The organism is Peptoniphilus equinus (assembly GCF_027921445.1).
GTDB classification, from domain to species: domain Bacteria; phylum Bacillota; class Clostridia; order Tissierellales; family Peptoniphilaceae; genus Peptoniphilus; species Peptoniphilus equinus.
Genome location: NZ_CP115667.1, coordinates 694,867 through 717,234 on the forward strand (window position 1 = coordinate 694,867; position 22,368 = coordinate 717,234).

Genomic DNA, 22,368 nt, shown 5'->3' on the forward strand with positions numbered 1-22,368 from the left:
TTCTATGAACAAGATACACAGAGTGCTGGCTATTGGTTTAGCGTCAGCGAGTTTGTTGCAAGGCCCCGTCTTTGCAAAGACTTTTTCCGACGTGTCCAAAGATGGTCAGTTTCAATGGATATATAACGAACTCAACACACTTTCAGACCAGGGCGTATTTGGAGGGTATCCTGAAGGGGATTTCAGGCCGCAAAATCCGGTGAGTTTTCTGGAAGTCATGAAAGTGATATACAATTTGAAAAAACCGTCAGCAACGGAGGTCGATGAAGCGATGGACCGTTACCGGGACTTTTTAAAAGCAGAAGGTATACCGGCATGGGCACAATCTGCCATGGCTTATGTGCTGAACAATAACACCGTTACCGAAGCGACAGTTAGAGCGGCGAAAGAGCGGGGCTTTTTAAAAACAGACAAACCTGTTTATCCCGATCGCAACTCTGTCGCGGTATATTTCGGCCGAGCCTTCGGTCTTAAAGGCGACGGAACGACAGATAACTTGAAACATAAAGACTTGGATAAAATACCACCTATGACAATAGGTTATCTATCCGACTTAGTTGATGTCGGGATTTTTTCAGACTCCGGTTCGGAAGGTTATTTTAACGGCAGTCAGTATTTGCGCCGGGCAGAGATGATTGCTATTGCGGCTAAGGCGCTCACGTATCTCAGTCGCTTTGATACCGGTGAGCTCGTTGACGTCATGCAGGAAAATCCGCAAGCGGAACTATTGGTGCCTAATGAAGGCGTAACGACGAATCATGAAGATGAATCTCCACAAAGTGATGTGCAAAAAAGCGACGAGACGCTACAACCGAGTGCTGATTATGGTGAAGTGAGCGGCATTGTGGAATCCGTCAACGCCAACGAACGAACTATTCAAGTAGATGGTAAAGTCTTTACGTATGACAGCACGGTGAATCTTGTCGGATATAATGGTACGGATATGCTGAACTTATCCGGTGCTCGTATTACGTTGAACTATGTTGGCGATCAAGCTGTAAGCATTCGTGTACACTCATATATTGTGACAGATTAAAACTAATTTTAGATTATAGAGATAAGGAGAGGTAGAGGGAAGCCTTTACCTTTATATTATGGAATTATTACAACGTACAAGCATGGTAATAGGCGAGACAAAGGCCCGATTTTTAGGCGGATGTCACGTCCTCATCTTCGGGGTGGGCGGTGTCGGTGGTATGGTTGCAGAGGCTTTGACTCGAAGTGGTATCGGCGCATTGACCTTGGTCGATCGAGATGTCTTTGATGCTACCAATCTAAACCGACAGATTATGGCGACCGTTGATACTATCGGGAATCGTAAAGTGGATGTCACAGCTTCTAGGCTTTTAAATATTAATCCGAATCTCGTGGTATATACGCATCCAATGAATTTGGATGGAAGCACTATCGAGACTTTTCATTTTCGCGATTATGATTATGTGGTGGATGCCATTGATGATGTAGGGGCAAAGCTGCTTTTGGCACACAAAGCAGAGGAGGAAGGATTTAAACTTATTTCATCTATGGGAGCCGGGAATCGATTGGATCCTATGAGTTTTAAGGTGGCTGATATCACCAAGACGCATACCGATCCTTTAGCTCGCGTGATGCGAAAAAAACTTAAAGACCAAGGCGTCAAACATCTGTTGTGTGTGTTTTCCACTGAGGTGCCGCGACAAGCTATAAAAAGTGAGAGCAAGCTGTCCACACCGGGGTCAGTATCTTTTGTGCCGCCGGCATGTGGACTGAAAATTGCTTCACATATTATAAGGGAGTTAGTTGATGAATTATAAAGACCTCAATGATCGGCAATCTGAAGCCCTTTACGCGACGGAAGGCCCTGTGTTAATTCTCGCCGGAGCAGGATCGGGGAAGACGAAAGTCGTCACTGAAAAAATAGCTTATTTGATTGATCAAAAAGATGTGTATCCCAGCTCGATTTTAGCCATCACCTTTACTAATAAAGCGGCGAAAGAGATGCTCAGCCGGGTTGAAAATCTGACTGATAATGCTGCGGCTATGTGGATTGGTACTTTTCACGCCATATGCCTCAGGATACTAAGGGTGAACATTGAACGGTTGGGTTATCAAAAGAACTTTACTATTTATGATACAGGTGATCAAAATACCTTGGTCTCAGACTGTATCAAAGAGCTGAATTTAAGCAAAGATCTCTATAAATCTCGAGGGATTTTGGCAGTGATTTCTGCTTTGAAGAATGATTCGGTGACGTCGGATGAGTATATCAATGCTAATTACGGTGATTTTTTCAAACGTAATGTGGGGGAAATTTACGCATTATATCAAAAGAAGCTGAAGGCCAATAATGCCTTGGACTTTGACGATTTGATTTTAGAGACGGTAAAGCTTCTAAAAGACAATGAGGACGTTTGTCGATTTTACCGTATGAAGTTTAAGTATATCTTTGTCGATGAATACCAGGATACTAATGCGGCACAATATGCCCTTGTGAAGCTTCTCGCCGGAGAGCATCCGAACCTCACCGTGGTGGGAGATAACGATCAGTCTATTTATGCATGGCGCGGCGCGGATATTCGAAATATTTTAAACTTTGAAAAAGATTATAGCGATGCCAAGGTGATTCTTCTTGAACAAAACTATCGCTCCACTCGGCCTATTCTGTCCATTGCCAATGAAGTTATTGCGCATAACAAAGATCGCAAAGACAAGAATCTTTGGACGGACAAAGAGGGAGGCAAGGCGGTTTCTTATCGTATTTTCTCCCACAACAATGACGAAGAAGCCGGCGTAATTCAAAAGATTATTCATTTGAATTACAAGGGAAAATCCTATGAAGATATGGCCATTCTCTATCGCACCAATGCCCAATCTCGCGGATTTGAAGAAGCGTTGATACGTGAGCGTATTCCCTATCGCATTGTAGGAGGTCTTAAGTTCTACGATCGCAAAGAAGTTAAGGATGTGTTGGCCTATTTGAAGTTTCTTCAAAATACCGATGACAACGTGGCATTGAATCGGGTGATTAATGTGCCGAAGCGTGGTATCGGGGTCGGCACTATGGAACAACTGGCCGCTTATGCTGATGATCACGGCATGAGTATTTATGAAGTCATTCGAGGTCTGGCAGACAATGACGATCTGCATCTTCGCTCAGAAAAAAAACTGATTGATTTTAAAAAATTGATTGAGATGCTTCGACCTCATATTGAAGATATGATGCTCTCTGACTTTATTGAAAAAGTGCTGTATGAGACGGGCTATGTAGAGGAACTGAAGCGAGAAAATACGGTAGAAGCTCGGACAAGAATAGAAAATGTCCAAGAACTGATTTCTACAGCTATCGACAGTGAACGACGGGATCCGGATATTACTTTGGAAGACTTTCTTTCCGGAGTCTCTCTGCTTTCAGATGTGGATAAATCTTCTGAACAAAAAGGTGTCAACTTGATGACTGTGCATGCGGCGAAAGGTCTGGAATTTCCGGTGGTTTTTGTCGTGGGTTTGGAAGAGCGGCTCTTTCCATCCGGACGCGCTATAGATGAGGACGAGGATGTGGAAGAAGAGCGGCGTCTGTGTTATGTGGCGCTCACACGAGCTGAAGAGGAACTCTATTTGAGTTCGGCGACGACACGAACAATGTACGGACGCACGGCGCCGGCCATAGCGTCGCGGTTCATTAAAGAAATGGGAGAGGACCTTGAAGTGATTGATGACACTCTCAATCACATGGAGAATGATTATACCAAGCGCCGCCACCTTGTGGAAGTACAAGACTTCACTGAATATAAAAAGACTATTGCTGCAAAGCCTGTGCCAACTGACAGTACAGTTACGGATGTCAATGTGGGCGATAAAATCATTCACAAAAAATGGAAAGAAGGTATGGTGGTCTCTAAAGTTGCTAAAGGTACTGATACGGAAATTGTCGTATCCTTTGACGGGAAAGGCTTGAAGCGGCTGATGCTTTCTATAGCGCCGATTAAAGTGGTGAAGAAATGACAATGCGTGAGTTGGTAGACCGACTAAACCAATATAACTATGAATACTATACCTTAGATAAACCTTCAGTTAGTGATAAGGCGTATGACAAACTTTATCAGGAGCTTTTAGACTTGGAAACTGCTACGGGGGAGATTCTTTTCGATTCGCCAACCCAGCGTGTGGGCTATAAACTTCTGGAAAAATTTGATAAACATCAACATAGTACGCCGCTTTACTCGATGGATAAGGCACAAGACTTTGATACCTTGCTTCACTGGGATCAACGCAATCGCGAGTTGCATGGCGGACCGGTGGACTATGTGGTTGAGTTGAAGTTTGATGGTCTTACCATCAATTTGACTTATGATGAAGGACGGCTCATCGTAGCGGCTACACGAGGAAATGGGCAGGTAGGGGAAGTGATCACCGATCAGGTGCGTACCATTGGAAGTATTCCGCTTTCCATCCCGTTTCAGGGCAAACTTGAGGTGCAAGGTGAGGGATTGATGCCCCTTGCCGAGCTCGAAGCCTATAACCTAAAGTATGCGGAGCAGCTTAAAAATGCTCGCAATGCTGCAGCCGGAGCTTTGCGAAATCTCAATACAGAGGAGACCGCCAAGCGTCATCTGACAGCCTATTTTTACAACATCGGTACCATTGAAGGACGAAGCTTTGAAACAGACCTTGAAATGAAAGCTTTTTTAAAGGAAAATAGATTTAAAGTAAGCGATTATTACTATCCGGTTCATACCATTGGTGAGGTGCTTGAAAAAATTGATGTAATAGGAAGACTACGAGAGACATTACCCATACTTATTGATGGGGTGACGGTTAAAGTGAATGACTATGAACTCCGTCGTAAATTGGGTTATACCAATAAGTTTCCTCGCTGGGCCATTGCGTATAAATTTGAAGCGGAGGAAGTCACTACGATCCTTCGAGATGTGGTATGGAATGTAGGGCGTACGTCAAAGGTGACGCCGACTGCTATCTTAGATCCTGTTGATATTGGCGGGGTTACCGTACAACGTGCGACGTTAAATAATTTTGACGATATTCAAAGAAAAGGTGTAGCTTTAGGGTCCACGGTACTGCTTCGTCGGTCTAACGATGTGATTCCGGAAATTCTCGGTGTAGTAGAGGATGGTGCACAAAGCACGCCTATTGAAATGCCGACTCATTGTCCCTATTGTCATTCGGAGCTCTACCGAGACGGCGTCCATTTTTTCTGTCCCAATACGATGAGCTGTGAGCCTCAACTTATTTCCAGGCTGACCCACTTTGCTTCAAGAGATGCCATGGATATTGAAGGCTTAAGCGAGAAAACGGTAGAACTGCTACTGTCACAACTGGATGTGAAGGAAGTGGCGGACTTGTATAGACTTACCGAGGACGATATCTTATCTCTGCCGAAGTTTAAAGAAAAGCGTTCACACAATCTTCTTAAGGCTATTGACGCATCTAAAGATGTGGCGCTCTCAAATTTTATTTATGCCTTGGGGATTCGTGGCGTTGGTATTAAAGCCTCCAAAGATCTGGCAGAGGTCTATGGCTCTTTTGACAAACTTCGAGGTGCCACGTATGAAGATCTTCTAGCCGTTGATGATTTGGGACCTGTCACAGCTCACGAGATAGTGACATTCTTTAACGATCCTGTCATCACCAAAACGTTAGATCATTTGTTTGACTTAGGCATTCAACCTCATCATGAACATAACGATGTGCAGGCGTCGTTCTTTACGGGGAAAAAAGTGGTGCTTACAGGGACACTGTCTAAGCCTAGGGGAGAGATTAAAACTCTACTTGAAGGTCTTGGGGCTGAAGTGGTCTCCAGTGTGAGTCAAAAAACAGATTATGTTATCGCGGGGGAAGCTGCGGGATCCAAACGTGATAAGGCAGAAGCTCTGGGCGTGACGATATTAAATGAAACAGATTTTATAGAAAAGATTGGAGGATCTTATGACGCTGGATGAAATAAAACACATTGCAGATATTGCTATGATTGACTTTACTGATGAGGAGCTCCAAGCCTTTGAAAAGAACTTTAATGAAACATTCGAGCTCATTGAGAGTATTGATGTCTTGGATTTGGACAATGTGGATCTGACCTTTCAAGTTAATGCCACAATAAATCATCTGCGGCCTGATGTAGCTCATGAAAGCTTTAGCGCACAAGAGGCAACGGCAAATGCCAGTGAAGAAAAATATGGTTACTTTAAAACCATTAAGTTTGTAGACTAGGAGGCGCCATGGATTTAACCCATTTAAAAGCCCATGAACTTATCAAGGGTTACGAAAATAGAGATTTCACATGCACGGAAGTCACTCAAGCATATTTGGATGTGATCAAGGCGAAAGAACAGGATATTAACGCTTATATTACCGTCACAGACAATCTGGCTTTATCTAGGGCACAGTATGTGGACAGTATGTATGAGAATCGGGAAGAGCAAGGTCTTCTTGCCGGCGTTCCGTTGGCGATTAAGGACAATGTAGCAGTCAAAGATGTGAAGATGACGGCAGCATCTAAAATTCTTGAAAATTTTATTGCGCCATATAACAGTACTCTCACAGAAAAAGTCAACGAAGCAGGTGCGATTATTCTTGGTAAGGCCAATATGGATGAGTTTGCCATGGGAGCTACCACGCGCTCCTCGTATTTTGGCGCTACAAAAAATCCTCTCGATCCGAAGCTGATTCCCGGTGGTTCCAGTGGTGGCAGTGCTGCTGCCGTTAGCGGTTTTGAAGCATGTCTTGCCGTGGGTACCGACACCGGAGGATCGACGCGACAACCGGCGGGCTTTAACGGTATTGTAGGATTCAAACCGACCTATGGTTCCGTCTCTCGATTTGGTATCGCATCGATGGCCAATACATTTGACACTGTGGGATCCTTTGGACGGGATGTGGAAGATGCACACTTGTTAATGCAAGTGATGGCAGGGCGTGATATGAAAGATGCCACATCTATAGATAATCCTTCTCTTACCAAACCTATCGACTTTGAAAATGGTGCATATCTAAAGGATATAAAAGTTGCGGTACCGAAAGTTTACTTAAACATGGAGTTGGACAGTGTCGTTAAATCTGCTTTTGACAGTACGATTGCGCTTTTGAAAGACGCCGGTGCGACTGTCGATGTGGTGGATTTGGAAAACTTGGAATATACGATTCAAGTGTATCATATTTTGGTCAACAGTGAGATTGCCTCGAATATGTCTCGCTTTGATTCTTTACGATATGGACACCGTACACAACGACCATACAGTAGTTACGAAGAAATGTTCAAATTCAGTCGTAGTGAAGGTTTTGGCGATGAAGTCAAAAAACGTATTATGGTAGGTACACACATTTTGAGCCTTGATGCAAAGAGCAATTACTATCAAAAAGCGCTTCAAGTTCGCACGTTGATTAAGAAAGGATTTGATGATGTCTTTAAAAATTATGATCTCATTCTTTCACCGTCAGCGCCAATCTTGCCGATTCCGTTGGATTCAACGATGAGCGATGTGGAAATTTACCAATCGGACCTCTTTACCATCCCAGCAAATATGGCCGGCTGTCCGTCCATCAGTGTGCCGTATACCGGAGGAAGTTTCCCTGTGGGAATGCTGTTGACGGCAGACCGTTTACGAGATGATATGTGTTTCAAAGCGGCAAGTGAGATGGAAAGGAGATTGAAATGAGTTATAAAACCATCGTGGGATTGGAAATTCACGTGGAGCTTTCCACCGTCACAAAAGCGTTCTGCAGTTGTGAAAATACCTTTGGAGGCGAACCTAACACGCGAGTTTGTCCCGTTTGTTTAGCACTGCCGGGAGCGATGCCGGTTTTGAATGAAAATGTACTTAACTACACTTTGATGGCGGCCTTAGCGCTGAACTGTACGATTAATAAAGAGTCCAAGTTTGATAGAAAAAATTATTTTTATCCGGATTTGACCAAAGGTTTTCAAATTACTCAAAACGACCGGCCCATTGCCGTGGAAGGGCATTTGACCATTGATACGGACAACGGCCCTAAGGATATCGGCATTTATCAAATTCAAATGGAAGAAGATACAGGCAAGTCGCTGCACGGGGACAATGAGACTTTGATTGACTACAATCGTTGTGGTGTACCGTTAATTGAAATTGTCTCCAAACCGGATATGGCTTCTGGCAAAGAAGGCCGTGCGTTTTTGGAAAATCTGCGAAATACTCTGAAATTTATCGGCGTCAGTGACGTTAAAATGGAAGAAGGGTCGTTGCGATGTGATGTGAATGTCAATGTCAAAGATGAACTCACCGGTAAAAAGACTGCGGTTACGGAAGTGAAGAATCTGAACTCTTTTAGAGCAGTGGAAAAGGCGATTGACTTTGAAGTAGCTCGTCACATAGCACTTCTGGAAAATGGTGAAGATGAACTGCGTACTACGCGACGTTGGGATGATGTGAATGGTCAGACTGTGCTCATGCGTGTCAAATATACACAGGCCGACTATCGCTTCCAGCCTGAAGGCGATTTGGTGCCGGTGGTGATTGACGATGCTTATATCGAGACCATTCGTGCGCAATTGCCGGAACTGCCGGCAGATAAAAAGGCACGCTTTATCAGCGCCTACAACTTGTCCGAATATGATGCTGCTGTGCTCACAAGCAGTGTGCAGTTGGCCGAGTTCTTTGAATCCGTTGCAGCAAAATTTGACGACGCAAATATGGTGAGTAACTGGATTATGACAGAAGTCCTGCGCCGTGTGGAAGACACTGAAGATAATTTCGAAGTTCCGTTTGAAGCGGATGATTTTGTGGAGCTTTTAAATTTTGTGAAATCCGGCAAGATCAACAATAACGCCGGCAAAAAAGTGCTTCGAGAAATGTTTGAAAGCAAGGCTAAACCGGCAGATATCATTGAGGACAAAGGCTTGCTCCAAGTGAGTGATGACAGTGCCATTGGAGTTTGGGTGGATGAAGTCTTAAAGGACAATCCACAGTCCATTGAAGATATTAAAGGCGGCAAAGACCGTGCGATGGGTTTTCTCGTCGGTCAGGTTATGAAAAAGTCTAAGGGTAAGGCAAATCCCGGACTTGTGAACAAATTGCTTCAAGAGAAAATTCAAAAGATGTAATCACTTCAAGGCAGCCCATGCTGCCTTTTTTAATGAGATAACATATTAGATAAGAAATTTCTCGTTTGAGACTAGAATTCGTGAATACATCTGGACGAAGGCGGGAGGTTGTGTTATCTTTTTTAGTAGAATTCGATGTGATGAGAATGGAGGGAACTGTGAAACTACTTTTTGATGCGCAAGGTGGCGATCATGCACCGGAGGAAATTGTAGAAGGTGCCAAACTCGCTCAACGTGAACTGGGAATTGCGGTAGGACTAATTGGCAACACCGATGTCTTGGCTCCTATGGCTGAAAGTATACCACTCCATCATGCGGGTGAAGTCATTGAAAATAATGAGGATCCGGCGATGGCCCTTCGTCGCAAAAAAGATGCATCTTTGACTAAGGGACTGGCATTGGTCAAAGATGGTACCTATGATGGATTCATTAGCGCGGGCTCAACAGGGGCACTTCTGGCAGGAGGACTCTTTATTGTGGGGCGGATTCCCGGAATTAAACGGGCTGTTTTGCCGACGCCAATTCCGACAGTCAAGGGAACGACCTATGTGGTGGATTCCGGAGCCAATATGGATACAACACCGGAGCTCTTGTTGCAGTTTGCAGTCATGGGCAGTGAATATGCGAAGGTGAAAGGGATTGATAATCCTCGCATCGGTTTACTCAATGTCGGCGAAGAAGCTCACAAAGGTAACGCTCTGGTCAAAAAGACCTATGAACTTTTACAAGACAGCGACTTAAACTTTATTGGCAATGTGGAAGCTCGCACCCTTTTTGAAGGGATATGTGATGTGTTGGTCACCGACGGCTTTGCCGGGAATGTCCTTTTAAAGACCACTGAAGGTGTGGCAAGTTATGTATTCCATGAAATAAAAGCATCTTTAGCAGGGCTTGAACCCCATGAACAACAAGTGGTGGCTAAGATTTTAGGCGGTTTTAAACATAAAGTCAGTTATGAAGAAGTGGGCGGGGCGCTCTTGCTTGGCATTAACGGCATCCTCATCAAAGCCCATGGCAGTTCAAAACGCCGCGCTATTTTCAATGCAGCGAAAGAAGCACAAACTATTTATGAACAAAATATTGTGACACATATAAAACAAGTAATGGAGGATTTATGAGAGATAAAATTTTAGGATTAATTGCAGATCAATTTGAATTAGATATCGATGAAATCGATGATGAAATGAGAATTGTCGAGGATTTAGGTGCCGATTCCATTGATGTAGTGGAACTCGTTATGAGCATTGAAGATGAGTTCTCCATTGAGCTTGATGAAGAACACATCAAAGAGCTCTCTACAGTAGGGGATATCATTGAGTACGCTCAAGAACTCAACCTGGAAGGCTGAGCTCACTCGGTTTCAAAAAATCCTGGGGTATGAGTTTAGGGATGTCCTCTATTTGCAAACTGCATTGACGCATTCATCCTATGCCCATGAGCATGGGGTGAAAGATAATGAGCGATTGGAGTTTTTAGGGGACAGTGTGCTTCAGCTTATCATCAGCGATTATTTTTTCGACAGTTTGCCGGAAGATCAGGAAGGCAAGCTCACATCCTATCGTCGGACCGTGGTCAGTGAAGAAGGTTTGCTTTACGTGGCCCAGGATTTGAATCTGGGTCGTATCATTCGACTGGGCAAAGGGGAAGAAAAGCATGGCGGCAGTCGCAAGAATCATATTCTGGCGGATGCTGTGGAAGCGCTGATCGGTGCCATCTATAAGGATGGCGGATATACTGCGGCGAATACTTTTGTCCTGACTCAGTTTAAACCTTATTTTTCCATGGAAAAACTTAAAGCCGCCGTCGATGCTAAAAGCGCTTTACAGGAGTTGCTATTCCAAACGGATCGCCGTCCCGTGTATACCTGTGTGGGAGAAAGCGGATCGGACGATCACAAGACTTTTACTTGTGATGTCTCCGTCGATGGCAAGGTTATTGCTCGCGGCACAGGCACATCGAAAAAAAGGGCGGAAAAAATGGCAGCTCAAATTGCTTTAGAAAGATTACGATGAGTAAAAAAAATATTATTCCCATTTTTGTACCTCATGAAGGTTGCCCGGAAAACTGCGTATTTTGCAATCAAAAACGTATCACCGGCATTGAGACGACCTTAAGTATTGATGCCATGCAAAAGCTTATACGAGAGCAGCTGCGTTATTTTGCCAACGAAGCGCCTGTTGAAGTCGCCCTCTACGGAGGGTCTTTTACTGCCTTAAAACAGGAGACGCAAGAGCGGTTTCTGGAAGGTATTGAACCGTTTATTGTGTCGAAAGACGTGGCAAGTATTCGCATATCTACAAGGCCGGATGCCATCAATCTCTCAGAGCTTGAGTTTTTACGAATTCATCATGTCAGAACCATAGAACTCGGGATTCAAAGCTTAGATGAGGAAGTGCTGAGTGGATCTCGACGAGGTTACCATGCAGATATCGTAGCTCCTGTAGCTGCATTGATTAAGCGCAAAGGCTTTGAGCTCGGTCTGCAGCAAATGTTGGGTCTGCCAAAAGACACGCTGAAAAAAAGTGTGGCAACAGCGCGATCACTCATTGCCATGGAACCGAACTTTGTACGTATTTATCCCACCTTGGTTATTAAAGATACGCCTCTTGCACGAGCCTACAGTCGAGGTGGCTATGAGCCTTTATCCCTAGAGGATGCCGTGGTTTGGTTAAAGACTATTATGCCGCTGTACGACAAAGCGGGGATACCGGTTATTCGAGTCGGCTTGCAAGTGACAGAGTCCATCAATGAAGGCAAAGATGTATTGGCCGGGCCTTTTCATCCTGCGCTGCGAGAGCTGGCAGAAACTGAGCTTTTGGTGGAGAGGGTGATTGCTACGGTACCTACGGTAAAGTACGGGTTATCTTTTCGTGGACCTGGACGCCTGATTTCCCTTCTGGTTGGCAATAAAGGGTGCGGCAGACAGCGCCTTGAGACGTATTACAATATGAAGATTGCGTTTGCATTTGCCGATGAAGGACACCTCGTTGCGGATGTAGACGGTAAAGATGTGATCATATGATTTTAAAAACATTGTACATACAGGGATTTAAATCCTTTTTACACAAGACAAAAATAGATTTTAATGAAGACATTACGTGTATCGTAGGGCCCAATGGCAGCGGCAAGTCCAACATTACCGACGCCATCAATTGGGTGTTGGGGGAAAACAGTGCCAAGTCCCTTCGAGGTAGCCGTATGGAAGATGTCATCTTCTCCGGTACGGACAAACGTCATGGAACGGGTTTTGCCGAAGTGACTATTGTCTTTGGCAATGACGACGGTGCAATTCCATTGGATTTTAAGGAAGTGCAGATCACCCGCCGTATGTACCGGTCGTTAGAATCGGTGTTTATGATTAACAACGTCAAATGTCGCTTAAAAGACATTAAAGAGTTGTTTTTAGATACAGGTATCGGCAAAGATGGGTACTCTCTTATCGGCCAGGGTCAAATTGAAGGCATCTTGAGCTCAAAACCTGAGGATCGTCGTCAAATTTTTGAAGAGGCGGCAGGGGTGTCCAAGTATAAGCTCAGAAAACATGAAAGTGAACTGAAACTCAAACGCACCATGGAGAATCTCACACGACTTCAGGATATCATCCGGGAGTTGGAGCTGAGAGAAGATGAGCTACGTGAGGCTTCAGAGAAGGCATTGCGCTATTTGAGCTACCAAGATGAGTTAAAAACACTGGAAATCGGTCTTGCGGCGCAAGAGATGGAAAAGCTGAATGCGTTAAAGGACGAAGATGAAGCAGCGTTACTGCACCTTAATGAGTCATTAGCACTTGCGTTGAATACCTTTGATACCATCAAACAGGATCTGGAGGTGTTAAAGCGTGACGAAGAGGCTTCTCGAACTGAGTTGGATCGAGTGGCGCAGCATAGTAAAGATGTGAGCGCCACTCTTTATGAGCAAAAAAATGCGTTATCCATTTTAGAATTGGAGTATAAAAAACATCAAGATGATTTGGAAACAGCTTATGCTGCCGCAACCCATCGACAAGGACACATTGACACATTGCATACAGATCTTAAGCAGAAGGACGAGATTCGAGGCAATCTTGAAACTGAGCTTGAAGCCGCACGTGACGAGCTGGCTGCAGTGGAGTTCGAACTGAAGGTCAAAAGAGACGATCTGACCAAAGGGGAAGCAACTTTTCAATCGTTGCAAGCACAGTATGTGAAGCGGGAACAGGAACGCGCTGCTTTGGAATCAAAAATAAGTCTTGTTGAAGTGATGGCACAGGAAAAAGCGACGCGCAGGACTCAGCTCCAAACCACTGTTGAGAAGCTGAACAGCAGCACGATAGAGCTTGAACAAGCAATATGTGATGCTAAAGTACACTATAAAGATGCGGGCCAGAAGCGACAGACCCTTCAAGAGACTCAAGCCACACTTGAAACTGCGATAAGAACACATGAGGCGGCAGGTGCAACCTTGCAGAAGACCTTAGCGGACAAAACTAAACTTTACAACCAACAGGAAGCCCATTACAAGGCCTTGCAAAATTTGGAACGCTCTTATGAAGGTTATAACAAAAGTGTCAAAAGTCTCATGCAGCTTGTCGAATCCGGCAGCTTTCCTGGGATTGTCGGGCCTGTTGCAGATAACTTTCGGGTGGAAAAAACTTATGAGACAGCTATCTCGGTAGCACTGGGAGGAGCATTACAACACGTCATTGTCGATACTTTGCAGTCGGCAAAAGAGGTCATTGATCATTTAAATAAGCATAATATGGGTCGTGTGACGTTACTGCCCATGGATACTATTAAAGGGACAAGACCGGATGTGACCTTAGATGGTGATGTGATTGGTTTTGCCCATGAGCTGATTGCTTATAATAAAGCTTATGACGCCATTTTCAAAAATCTCTTAGGGCGCACTTTAGTCGTGAAAGATTTTAATACCGGAGCCAAGGTGTTAAAGCGCTACCAACAGCGTTTTCGTGTCGTGAGTTTACGCGGCGACAGTTTCAACACGTCCGGATCGGTAACAGGCGGTAGTTTGAACAAGTATAACCAAAACATTCTCTCAAGAAAGAATGAACTGGCCGAGCTGAACGCTCAGCTCACTCGGGAACGAGGCGCGCTGGATATGCTCCAACAGGATCTGCAGGACACACTTACTTCATTAAAGCAAACCCAAGCACGACATAGCGAGGTCAGCGAGGCTATTGAAGACATTGGAAAAAGCCAGCTGAAATTAGAAAATCGTTTGGATGTTTTACATACATCCCTCAAGTCCAATCAAGGTTATTGGACACGCTATAATGATGAATTACAGCATTTGGAACTGCAAATACGTGATGACACCCTGTCAGCGGCCAAGCTCCATGATGCCTTGGTTGAGCTTGGCCCCCAAGAAGAGACAGCGGGGTTGAGTGATGATTTAGATATTTTGAAGCGGGAGCTTGAGAGAGCAACGGAGCAAAAATTGGAGTGCTCGGTGGCATTGAACGCAGTGGAAGCAAGGCTTCGCGAGCTGGATACGGAGACCACACGGCTTAGCGCAGAATTAGAAGCTGCTTATACGGAAGAAACCGCATCCAATGCGCACATCGTCCAGCTGAAGACGACTCTTGACGAAGAGGCAACAAAACTGGCAGAAGCACAGGATCATCTAAATATCTTAGATAGCAACAGTTGTGACGTTTTGGAACGTGAAGCTTCACTGAAAGACGCTTTACACACTCTCACGGACACTATAGCATCTAAAATTGATGTCCTAGAAACGGTGCGGGAATCACGCTATAGTTTAGAACAAGATAAAGTCAAACTGGAAGGCAAAATTGAACGGACTTGTGACCGCATGCAGAGTATGATGGAAAATCTCTATGAAGCTTATGGCGAAGTCACTTTAATTAAGGCGGATGCGCGTATCACTAAGACGTCGGTTCAAGAGTTGAAGCAAGCTATGCAAGCCTTGGGTCAGGTCAATGTCACCGCGCCGCAAGAGTATGCGGAGCTCTCGGAGCGTCTGAACTTCAATCGAATTCAGCAGCAGGACCTTTTTGACGCCAAAGAGGAGATTGATGAAATTATTCAAAACTTGGAAAGGGAGATGAAGACCCGTTTCACTAAAACCTTTAACAAGGTGTCTAAGTATTTTTCTGAAATTTTTGTCCAACTTTTTGGCGGCGGACGTGCCACTATTGAGTTGGAGGACAGTACTTTAGCTGGAGGCATCGAAATTAAAGCTGAACCGCCGGGTAAAAAGCTTCAGTCGCTTTCGCTTCTTTCCGGAGGCGAGCGTGCTCTGACTGCTGTGGCATTGTTATTTGCGCTGCTCAAAGTAAGGCCTGCACCGTTTTGTATTTTAGATGAAATCGATGCGGCTCTTGACGATGCCAATATTAAAAAATATGCGGACTATTTAATGACTTTAGAGGATATTCAATTTATAATAATTACACATAGAAAATTAACTATGGAAATAGCCAATGTCCTTTACGGCGTGACCATGGAAGAAGAAGGCATCAGTAAAATTGTTGCCGTAAAATTGGATTAGGAGGAAACTATGTTTGAATGGCTGAAAAAGAAATTAAAAGGGGATACTACCACTGAACCTGAAACCCTTATAACGCCGCAGGAAGCGGAATTACTCGAAGAGCCAACTGCCATCGATCTTCAAGACACCCTGGATCCAAACGAAATTGAGACAATTGATCAATCACAAGACTTGGATACTCAATCACAGGAGTCTGAGTTTGTCGAACCTTTGGAGTCCCCTCAGCTCAGTCAAGATACTGTGACAACCTCAATAGCACCGAGCCCGGATGAGGGGGACAGGCTTGTTGTTGACAATGGCCCTTCCGAAAGTCATGAATCTATTAGACTGACAGGGGAAGCGGAGTTGCTTCAAGATGCTGAAACGGAAATTTCTGATGTGACACCGGGGGATGTTGAACTCGACGATGTGTCATGGGAGACGGGCCGATATGATAAGGAAGTCGAAGGAGACTCGGTATCGGAACCGGAGGCATCGGAATCCGAAATGACCGTGGTAGCGGACGATATCGAGTCACATGACGAGGAACAGAAGACGTCCGATACGGTTCAAACGACAGAGGACAGTTTCGATAGTCATACGGAAGCCTTGCAACCGGAAGCGCCTAAGTTGGGTTTCTTTCAAAAGCTTAAAAAAGGTTTATCTAAAACCAGAGAAGAGATGGGTGTGAAAATCAACACCGTTCTCGGTGCGTATGTGAAGATTGACGATGACCTTCTGGAGGATCTGGAAGATGTATTAATCTCGGCAGATATCGGCATGACTACGACCATGACGCTTATCGACAATCTGCGCGAGACCATTATTCAAAATAAAGTCAACGATCCGAGCCAAGTCATGCCGCTGTTAAAAGAAGAGATTAAAAAGGCCATGAATCCGTCGCTAAATGCGGAAATTGAAACAGCCTCGCCAACGGTCATCCTCGTTATCGGAGTCAATGGAGTTGGTAAGACGACGACTATCGGCAAACTTGCCGCCCGTTTAAAGGGAGAAGGGAAGTCAGTCATCATTGCTGCTGCCGATACCTTCCGTGCAGCTGCCATTGATCAGCTGAAAACCTGGGGGAGTCGTGCGGGTGTGGATGTTATTCATCATCAGGAAGGGGCCGATCCCGCTGCCGTGATTTATGACGGCATTCAAGCGGCAAAATCTCGCCGAAGTGACATTCTCATCTGTGATACGGCGGGCCGACTTCACAATAAAGCCAATTTGATGAAGGAGCTTGAAAAGATTAACCGTGTCATCGGAAGAGACTTTCCGCAAGCTCATCGTGAAACGCTATTGGTCTTAGATGCGACTACAGGACAAAATGCGTTGTCTCAAGCCAAGACTTTTAATGAAGTCAGTGAGATTACAGGCATTGTCCTGACCAAATTGGATGGCACGGCCAAGGGCGGTGTGATTATCGCCTTACAAAGCGAGCTGAATTTGCCGGTGAAGCTTGTCGGCGTCGGTGAAGGCGTGGATGACCTTCAGAAATTTAACATCGACGACTACGTTGATGCCATTATAGAGTGAGATGTTATGGATTTACGACCAACAAAACTTGTCATTGATTTAGATAAGTTGAAGAACAACATAGATGTTATACGCCGTGACAGTGGGGATGCTCAGATCATAGGCATTGTCAAAAGCGATGCTTACGGCATGGGAGATCTTGAAATTACACGGGAATTGATTGCCAATGGCATCACCCATGTTGCCGTAGCCAATGTGAGTGAAGCCTATCATCTGCGAACCCATTTCCCGAATTTAAAAATTCTTATCCTCGGTTATACGCCAGTGTCGTTGGTGGAATTTTGTATGGATCATGACATTACGCTGACCGTCTATGCATTGGACTTGGCTAAGGCCTACAACGATATTATGAATGCCGCAGGTAAAACGTTAAATATTCATGTTAAACTGGATACGGGTATGCATCGCTTAGGCTTTGACATTTCTGAGAAAGGTAAAGACGAAGTGCTGGAAGTGAGTCGCATGGAAGGACTTCACGTCACCGGCATCTTTTCCCACTTTGCAGATTCCGATGGCTCCGATGAAATTACTCGAGGGCAATATATGAGATTTATCCAATTCACGGACGCTTTGAAAGAACAAATGGACATCGGTATTCGGCACATTTCCAATAGCGGTGCCGTGATTCAATACAGTGAGTATCACTTAGATGCCATCCGACCCGGCATTGCGCTCTACGGGTCGTTTGATTGGAGTCGAGAGATCGGTGATGCGTTTGGTCTGGAATTTGTAGCAAGTCTTGTCACCGAGGTGGCCAGTGTGAAAACTCTCGGTCCGGGAGAAGGAATCAGCTACGGTCACAAGTATGTTACCGAGCGGCCAACTCAAGTTGTAGTACTCCCTGTAGGTTATTCCGACGGGTTACTTCGCAGTATGACGGAAAGATTTGACGTGCTTATTCATGGCAGGCGATGTCCGCAAATCGGACTTATCTGCATGGATCAGCTGATGGTGGATGCTACGGGACTGGATGTCAAAATTGGTGATGAAGTGGTGATTCTCGGCAAGCAGGGTGATGAAGAGATTACCCTTGAAGAGCTTGCTGAGGCATCAGGGGAGCCTAATACGCCTTTTCTCAGTCATCTGTCGCCGCGACTGACCCGGGTATACAAAAAAAACGGTCGAGTTATGCGAGTTGTTGAAGAAATCTTAGAAGGTTAATGAATTAGAAAAGTCGGAGTGATCCGACTTTTTTGCTTATAAGAGCAGGTGAAAGTTTTTTAGTAAAACGCCAAATTTATCTTGACAAGAGACAGGCAGACCTATAGAATAATAGAGTCAATGAAAAAGATTGACCCAAAGGAGTGGCTATGATTCAAGATTTTCTCGAGGTCAACGGACTGTTGGACTTCTACGGCGACTTACTGAGTTCAAAACAGAAGCGGGCATTGTCCATGTACTACCAAGAGGATTTTACTTACAATGAGATTGCTGAAGAGCTTTCCATCTCCAAACAGGCAGTAGCCTTAACCATTAAGCGCGGGTTGCAAAACCTCGAGGATTTTGAAGGTACGTTGCACTTGGTGGAGAAACATACACAAGCTGAAGTCCGGCGCCATCAAGTGAAAGAAGCTTTAAAAGCCTTGGAAGAAAACTCAACAGCCTTGGATCAGAAAGCCTACTTGGAACTCTATCACTTACTACTGAGCGATGAGGAGGTTCAAAATGGTATTTGAATCACTTTCCGAAAAACTGCAAAGTACGCTTAAAAATTTGACAGGAAAGGGCAGACTCACCGAAAAAGACATTGATGCGGCCATGCGGGAGGTAAAACTTGCGCTGTTGGAAGCCGATGTTAACTTCAAAGTGGTTAAACAGTTTGTAAAGACGGTCAAAGAACGTTCCATCGGCAGCGATGTTATGGAAAGTTTAACACCGGGTCAGCAAGTGATTAAGATTGTCAACGAAGAACTCACATCCATGATGGGTACGGGGGAATCGCAGTTAGAGCTTAAGTCTCGTCCCGGCATTATTATGATGTGCGGTCTGCAAGGGGCAGGTAAGACGACCACCTCTGCGAAGTTGGCAAAACACTTGAAAAAGAAAGGTAAGAAACCGCTCTTGGTAGCGTGTGACGTCTATCGTCCCGCAGCCATTAAACAACTTCAAGTTGTGGGAAGCCAAGTCGAGGTGGAAGTGTTTACACTGGGGGATAAAGTGAACCCGGTGGACATTGCAAAAGCCGGCGTGGAATATGCGAAGAAAAACGGATTGGATACGGTGTTGTTAGATACGGCAGGCCGCCTTCACATTGATGAAGCTCTCATGGAAGAGCTTCAAAAGATAGTGCAGGAAGTGAGTCCGGAGGAAATTCTTCTCGTTTTGGATGCTATGACAGGTCAAGATGCTGTCAATGTGGCCGATACTTTTGATGACCAGTTGAAACTGACAGGTGTGGTGCTGACCAAACTGGATGGGGACACACGTGGCGGTGCGGCACTGTCCATTCGTGCTGTGACTGAGGTGCCGATTAAGTTCATAGCCATGGGTGAAAAACTCGATCAGATTGAAGTCTTTCATCCCGACCGTATGGCATCACGGATTCTGGGTATGGGCGATGTGCTTTCACTCATTGAAAAAGCTCAGGCTAACGTGGATGAACAAAAGGCCAAAGAGTTAGAAGCCAAGCTTCGCAATCAGACTTTTACTTTAGATGATTTTTTGGATCAGATGGAGCAGATGCGAAATTTGGGGCCACTGGATGAACTGCTCGGTATGATTCCAGGAATGGATTCCAAAGCGCTAAAGGGCGTGAGTCTGGATAATAAAGAATTTGCCCATGTGGAGGCGATTATCAAATCCATGACGCGGCAAGAACGGGAAAAGCCTGAGATTATTGATATGTCCCGCAGAAAGCGTATTGCAAAGGGCAGCGGCACAAGTCCTGTGGAGGTCAACCGACTGTTAAAGCAGTTTAAAGACATCAAAAAAATGATGAAACAATTTGGTGCCATGGGCAAGCAGATGAAAAAACGTAAGATGCGCTTGCCATTTAAGTTTTAGTCAAAATTTATTTTATAAATAAATTTATTTTATGTGTGGAGGTGAATTATGGCAGTAAAAATTAGACTTAAGAGAATGGGAGCAAAAAAATCCCCTTTCTATAGAATTGTTGTTGCAGATTCTCGTCGAGCAAGAGATGGAAAGTTCATTGAGGAAATCGGTTATTACAACCCACTCACTGAACCAAAAAAAGTCGTTGTCGATGCTGAAAAGGTCAACGCCTGGATTAAAAACGGCGCAAAACCTACCGATACTGTAAACCGTCTTTTCAAAGAAAACAATGTTTACGAAGTAGAAGAAAAAAATGAAGAGGTAGTCACTGAAACTTCTGAAGAAGTCACAAGTGAAGCCAACTAAACTCTTTGGAGGTCGTCATGACAGAATTAGTTGAATATATTGCTAAATCTTTAGTTGATCATCCAGAAAGAGTTGCGGTGACATCGGCTGAATGCGGCGATGAACTATGTATTACTCTGAAAGTCGACAAAAGCGACATGGGTAAAGTCATTGGACGCGGCGGCAAAATTGCAAAAGCAATTCGATCCGTAGTAAAAGCAGTTTCTTTAAAAGATAACACAAAGGTTCGTTTGGACATTGAAGAACTTTAAAGATTATACGCCGGTAGGCACCATCGTTAATACCCGAGGTATTCGCGGTGAGGTCAAAATTATACCGCTTAGCACTGAACCCGAGCGTTTTAAATGCTTGAGCAATGTCTTTGTCGGTGACGATTTGGAACCTCACACCGTGGAAAAAGTCACGGTTCAAGGAGAGACTGTCTACATGGTCTTTCAAGGTAAAAACAATATCAACGATGTCTTAAAGTATAAGACCAAGATCCTTTACATTCATGATGGTGACCGTATTGTTCCTAAAGAGGGCGAGTATTTTGTCGATGATCTCATCGGCATGACTTGTGTCGATATCGCCGGGCATGAGCTTGGCATTCTAAAGGATATCATTGACAACCCGGCAAATGATGTCTATGTCATTCAGGGGGCGGACGAGTTTATGGTTCCTGCCGTGCATGAGTTTGTCAAAGATATTGACTTGGAAGGGCGTACTGTTACCCTGTCTCTCATTGAAGGGATGCTGCCGTGAAATATAGTGTACTCACTCTGTTTCCGGAGTTTTTTGAAGGGTTAAAGCAATTCAGTATTATCAAACGGGCTATAGAAGACGGTTATATTGATATTGAGACGATCAATATTCGCGATTTTTCAAAGAATAAGCACCATAAAGTGGATGATTATCCCTATGGTGGTGGTCCGGGCATGCTTATGCAGGTCGAGCCTATTCGTGATGCCATCGCTTCATGCAAAACTGACCGTTCACATGTTGTCTATCTTTCACCGCAAGGTCGCGTTTTAGATCAAAACAAGCTTAAAGAGCTTGCCACCTACGATCATCTTATTTTACTCAATGGCCACTACGAAGGTATTGATGCCCGGGCTTTGAGGTATGTGGATGAGGAAATCTCAATTGGAGATTACGTGTTGACCGGTGGAGAAATTGCAAGTATGGTGCTTATTGACGGCACCAGTCGAATGATTAACGGGGTATTAAGCAGTGAGGAATCTTACAGTAACGAGTCACACTACAATCACCTTTTAGAACACCCGCAATATACTCGGCCTCAAACTTTTGAAGGCATGGAAGTACCGGCAGTGCTTTTAAGCGGCGATCATGCAAAAGTGGCTCATTACAATAAAGTGGAAGCCTTACGTGCCACCCTGATGAAACGACCGGATCTACTATCCGAAAATAAATTAACAACAGAAGAGCTGAAGATTATAAAATCTCTTAAAGAAGAATCTAAGAGAGGAGGGAATCATGGACATTATTAGAGAATTAGAAGCTGAACAATTAAAAGATGATGTGCCTGCTTTTAGAGTAGGTGATACACTTCAAGTACATTACCGTATTGTAGAGGGTACTCGTGAAAGAGTTCAACTTTTCGAAGGTACCGTTATTAAAATTCAAGGATCCGGTGCTCGCAAAACTTTCACCGTGCGTCGTATTTCTTACGGAATTGGTGTGGAAAGAACTTTCCTTATCAACTCGCCGCGAATTGCAAAACTTGTTGTTACCCGTCATGGTAAAGTGCGTCGTTCAAGACTGTACTATCTGCGTGGCCGTCAAGGTAAAGCAGCTAAGATCAAAGAAAAAACCAATTACTAAGTTCAAATGGAAATGGTTGGAACCGGTTCGCCGGTTCTTTTTTATATGTGATGATAATTTAACAAGTTGCCACGAATCACATCGAA

21 protein-coding genes are annotated in these 22,368 nt (G+C 44.5%); all 21 read left to right on the top strand.

Annotated features, from left to right (window positions below; translation table 11 throughout):
- The first annotated feature begins 4 nt into the window (after positions 1 to 4).
- Positions 5 to 1,036, top strand: coding sequence for an S-layer homology domain-containing protein (locus tag O6R05_RS03425; RefSeq protein WP_271192135.1), 1,032 nt, complete (start codon positions 5 to 7; stop codon positions 1,034 to 1,036).
- A gap of 58 nt (positions 1,037 to 1,094) precedes the next feature.
- Positions 1,095 to 1,793: a tRNA threonylcarbamoyladenosine dehydratase gene (locus tag O6R05_RS03430; RefSeq protein ID WP_271192136.1), complete on the top strand. Its 699-nt coding sequence runs from the start codon at positions 1,095 to 1,097 to the stop codon at positions 1,791 to 1,793.
- On the top strand, positions 1,783 to 3,981 hold the full coding sequence (locus tag O6R05_RS03435; RefSeq protein ID WP_271192137.1) for an ATP-dependent helicase: 2,199 nt from the start codon (positions 1,783 to 1,785) through the stop codon (positions 3,979 to 3,981). Before O6R05_RS03430 ends, O6R05_RS03435 begins: the two co-directional genes overlap by 11 nt.
- Positions 3,978 to 5,936, top strand: coding sequence for an NAD-dependent DNA ligase LigA (ligA, locus tag O6R05_RS03440; protein WP_271192138.1), 1,959 nt, complete (start codon positions 3,978 to 3,980; stop codon positions 5,934 to 5,936). The genes O6R05_RS03435 and ligA overlap by 4 nt, the downstream gene beginning before the upstream one ends.
- A complete protein-coding gene (gene gatC / locus O6R05_RS03445) occupies positions 5,923 to 6,204 on the top strand; it encodes an Asp-tRNA(Asn)/Glu-tRNA(Gln) amidotransferase subunit GatC (protein ID WP_271192139.1) in 282 nt (93 codons plus the stop codon). Before ligA ends, gatC begins: the two co-directional genes overlap by 14 nt.
- An 8-nt stretch (positions 6,205 to 6,212) precedes the next feature.
- Positions 6,213 to 7,649, top strand: a complete 1,437-nt coding sequence (gatA, locus tag O6R05_RS03450) for an Asp-tRNA(Asn)/Glu-tRNA(Gln) amidotransferase subunit GatA (RefSeq protein ID WP_271192140.1) — start codon at positions 6,213 to 6,215, stop codon at positions 7,647 to 7,649.
- Positions 7,646 to 9,070, top strand: coding sequence for an Asp-tRNA(Asn)/Glu-tRNA(Gln) amidotransferase subunit GatB (gatB, locus tag O6R05_RS03455; RefSeq protein WP_271192141.1), 1,425 nt, complete (start codon positions 7,646 to 7,648; stop codon positions 9,068 to 9,070). The genes gatA and gatB overlap by 4 nt, the downstream gene beginning before the upstream one ends.
- A 158-nt stretch (positions 9,071 to 9,228) precedes the next feature.
- The gene (gene plsX / locus O6R05_RS03460; protein WP_271192142.1) at positions 9,229 to 10,188 is read left to right on the top strand and encodes a phosphate acyltransferase PlsX; all 960 of its coding nucleotides are present in this window, start codon (positions 9,229 to 9,231) and stop codon (positions 10,186 to 10,188) included.
- Positions 10,185 to 10,418 (top strand): acyl carrier protein, encoded by a 234-nt coding sequence (locus O6R05_RS03465; RefSeq protein WP_271192143.1) that lies wholly within the window; start codon positions 10,185 to 10,187, stop codon positions 10,416 to 10,418. The genes plsX and O6R05_RS03465 overlap by 4 nt, the downstream gene beginning before the upstream one ends.
- Positions 10,384 to 11,082, top strand: coding sequence for a ribonuclease III (rnc, locus tag O6R05_RS03470; RefSeq protein ID WP_271192144.1), 699 nt, complete (start codon positions 10,384 to 10,386; stop codon positions 11,080 to 11,082). Before O6R05_RS03465 ends, rnc begins: the two co-directional genes overlap by 35 nt.
- Positions 11,079 to 12,092, top strand: a complete 1,014-nt coding sequence (locus O6R05_RS03475; RefSeq protein WP_271192145.1) for an elongator complex protein 3 — start codon at positions 11,079 to 11,081, stop codon at positions 12,090 to 12,092. Before rnc ends, O6R05_RS03475 begins: the two co-directional genes overlap by 4 nt.
- Complete coding sequence (smc, locus tag O6R05_RS03480) at positions 12,089 to 15,580, top strand: chromosome segregation protein SMC (protein WP_271192146.1); 3,492 nt, start codon at positions 12,089 to 12,091, stop codon at positions 15,578 to 15,580. The genes O6R05_RS03475 and smc overlap by 4 nt, the downstream gene beginning before the upstream one ends.
- 9 nt (positions 15,581 to 15,589) lie before the next feature.
- Positions 15,590 to 17,098, top strand: a complete 1,509-nt coding sequence (gene ftsY, locus O6R05_RS03485; protein WP_271192147.1) for a signal recognition particle-docking protein FtsY — start codon at positions 15,590 to 15,592, stop codon at positions 17,096 to 17,098.
- Positions 17,099 to 17,104: 6 nt separating this feature from the next.
- Positions 17,105 to 18,259 carry an alanine racemase gene (alr, locus tag O6R05_RS03490; RefSeq protein ID WP_271192148.1) on the top strand — a complete coding sequence of 385 codons (1,155 nt, stop codon included), beginning with the start codon at positions 17,105 to 17,107 and terminating at the stop codon, positions 18,257 to 18,259.
- Between the two features lie 149 nt (positions 18,260 to 18,408).
- A complete protein-coding gene (locus tag O6R05_RS03495; protein WP_271192149.1) occupies positions 18,409 to 18,774 on the top strand; it encodes a sigma factor-like helix-turn-helix DNA-binding protein in 366 nt (121 codons plus the stop codon).
- Positions 18,764 to 20,101 carry a signal recognition particle protein gene (gene ffh, locus O6R05_RS03500; RefSeq protein WP_271192150.1) on the top strand — a complete coding sequence of 446 codons (1,338 nt, stop codon included), beginning with the start codon at positions 18,764 to 18,766 and terminating at the stop codon, positions 20,099 to 20,101. Before O6R05_RS03495 ends, ffh begins: the two co-directional genes overlap by 11 nt.
- Positions 20,102 to 20,149: 48 nt before the next feature.
- The gene (gene rpsP, locus O6R05_RS03505; RefSeq protein ID WP_271192151.1) at positions 20,150 to 20,458 is read left to right on the top strand and encodes a 30S ribosomal protein S16; all 309 of its coding nucleotides are present in this window, start codon (positions 20,150 to 20,152) and stop codon (positions 20,456 to 20,458) included.
- 17 nt (positions 20,459 to 20,475) lie between these two features.
- Positions 20,476 to 20,709 (top strand): KH domain-containing protein, encoded by a 234-nt coding sequence (locus tag O6R05_RS03510; RefSeq protein ID WP_271192152.1) that lies wholly within the window; start codon positions 20,476 to 20,478, stop codon positions 20,707 to 20,709.
- The gene (rimM, locus tag O6R05_RS03515) at positions 20,696 to 21,202 is read left to right on the top strand and encodes a ribosome maturation factor RimM (RefSeq protein WP_271192153.1); all 507 of its coding nucleotides are present in this window, start codon (positions 20,696 to 20,698) and stop codon (positions 21,200 to 21,202) included. The genes O6R05_RS03510 and rimM overlap by 14 nt, the downstream gene beginning before the upstream one ends.
- Positions 21,199 to 21,948 (top strand): tRNA (guanosine(37)-N1)-methyltransferase TrmD, encoded by a 750-nt coding sequence (trmD, locus tag O6R05_RS03520; RefSeq protein ID WP_271192154.1) that lies wholly within the window; start codon positions 21,199 to 21,201, stop codon positions 21,946 to 21,948. Before rimM ends, trmD begins: the two co-directional genes overlap by 4 nt.
- Positions 21,935 to 22,282 (top strand): 50S ribosomal protein L19, encoded by a 348-nt coding sequence (gene rplS, locus O6R05_RS03525; protein WP_271192155.1) that lies wholly within the window; start codon positions 21,935 to 21,937, stop codon positions 22,280 to 22,282. The genes trmD and rplS overlap by 14 nt, the downstream gene beginning before the upstream one ends.
- The last annotated feature ends 86 nt before the right edge of the window (positions 22,283 to 22,368 follow it).

Excerpts from the sequence above, each read along its gene's own strand:
- O6R05_RS03425 (WP_271192135.1), top strand. The coding sequence starts at position 5 with ATGAACAAGATACACAGAGTGCTGGCTATTGGTTTAGCGTCAGCGAGT.
- O6R05_RS03430 (WP_271192136.1), top strand. The coding sequence starts at position 1,095 with ATGGAATTATTACAACGTACAAGCATGGTAATAGGCGAGACAAAGGCC.
- O6R05_RS03435 (WP_271192137.1), top strand. The coding sequence starts at position 1,783 with ATGAATTATAAAGACCTCAATGATCGGCAATCTGAAGCCCTTTACGCG.
- ligA (WP_271192138.1), top strand. The coding sequence starts at position 3,978 with ATGACAATGCGTGAGTTGGTAGACCGACTAAACCAATATAACTATGAA.
- gatC (WP_271192139.1), top strand. The coding sequence starts at position 5,923 with ATGACGCTGGATGAAATAAAACACATTGCAGATATTGCTATGATTGAC.
- gatA (WP_271192140.1), top strand. The coding sequence starts at position 6,213 with ATGGATTTAACCCATTTAAAAGCCCATGAACTTATCAAGGGTTACGAA.
- gatB (WP_271192141.1), top strand. The coding sequence starts at position 7,646 with ATGAGTTATAAAACCATCGTGGGATTGGAAATTCACGTGGAGCTTTCC.
- O6R05_RS03465 (WP_271192143.1), top strand. The coding sequence starts at position 10,185 with ATGAGAGATAAAATTTTAGGATTAATTGCAGATCAATTTGAATTAGAT.
- O6R05_RS03475 (WP_271192145.1), top strand. The coding sequence starts at position 11,079 with ATGAGTAAAAAAAATATTATTCCCATTTTTGTACCTCATGAAGGTTGC.
- smc (WP_271192146.1), top strand. The coding sequence starts at position 12,089 with ATGATTTTAAAAACATTGTACATACAGGGATTTAAATCCTTTTTACAC.
- ftsY (WP_271192147.1), top strand. The coding sequence starts at position 15,590 with ATGTTTGAATGGCTGAAAAAGAAATTAAAAGGGGATACTACCACTGAA.
- alr (WP_271192148.1), top strand. The coding sequence starts at position 17,105 with ATGGATTTACGACCAACAAAACTTGTCATTGATTTAGATAAGTTGAAG.
- O6R05_RS03495 (WP_271192149.1), top strand. The coding sequence starts at position 18,409 with ATGATTCAAGATTTTCTCGAGGTCAACGGACTGTTGGACTTCTACGGC.
- ffh (WP_271192150.1), top strand. The coding sequence starts at position 18,764 with ATGGTATTTGAATCACTTTCCGAAAAACTGCAAAGTACGCTTAAAAAT.
- rpsP (WP_271192151.1), top strand. The coding sequence starts at position 20,150 with ATGGCAGTAAAAATTAGACTTAAGAGAATGGGAGCAAAAAAATCCCCT.
- O6R05_RS03510 (WP_271192152.1), top strand. The coding sequence starts at position 20,476 with ATGACAGAATTAGTTGAATATATTGCTAAATCTTTAGTTGATCATCCA.
- rplS (WP_271192155.1), top strand. The coding sequence starts at position 21,935 with ATGGACATTATTAGAGAATTAGAAGCTGAACAATTAAAAGATGATGTG.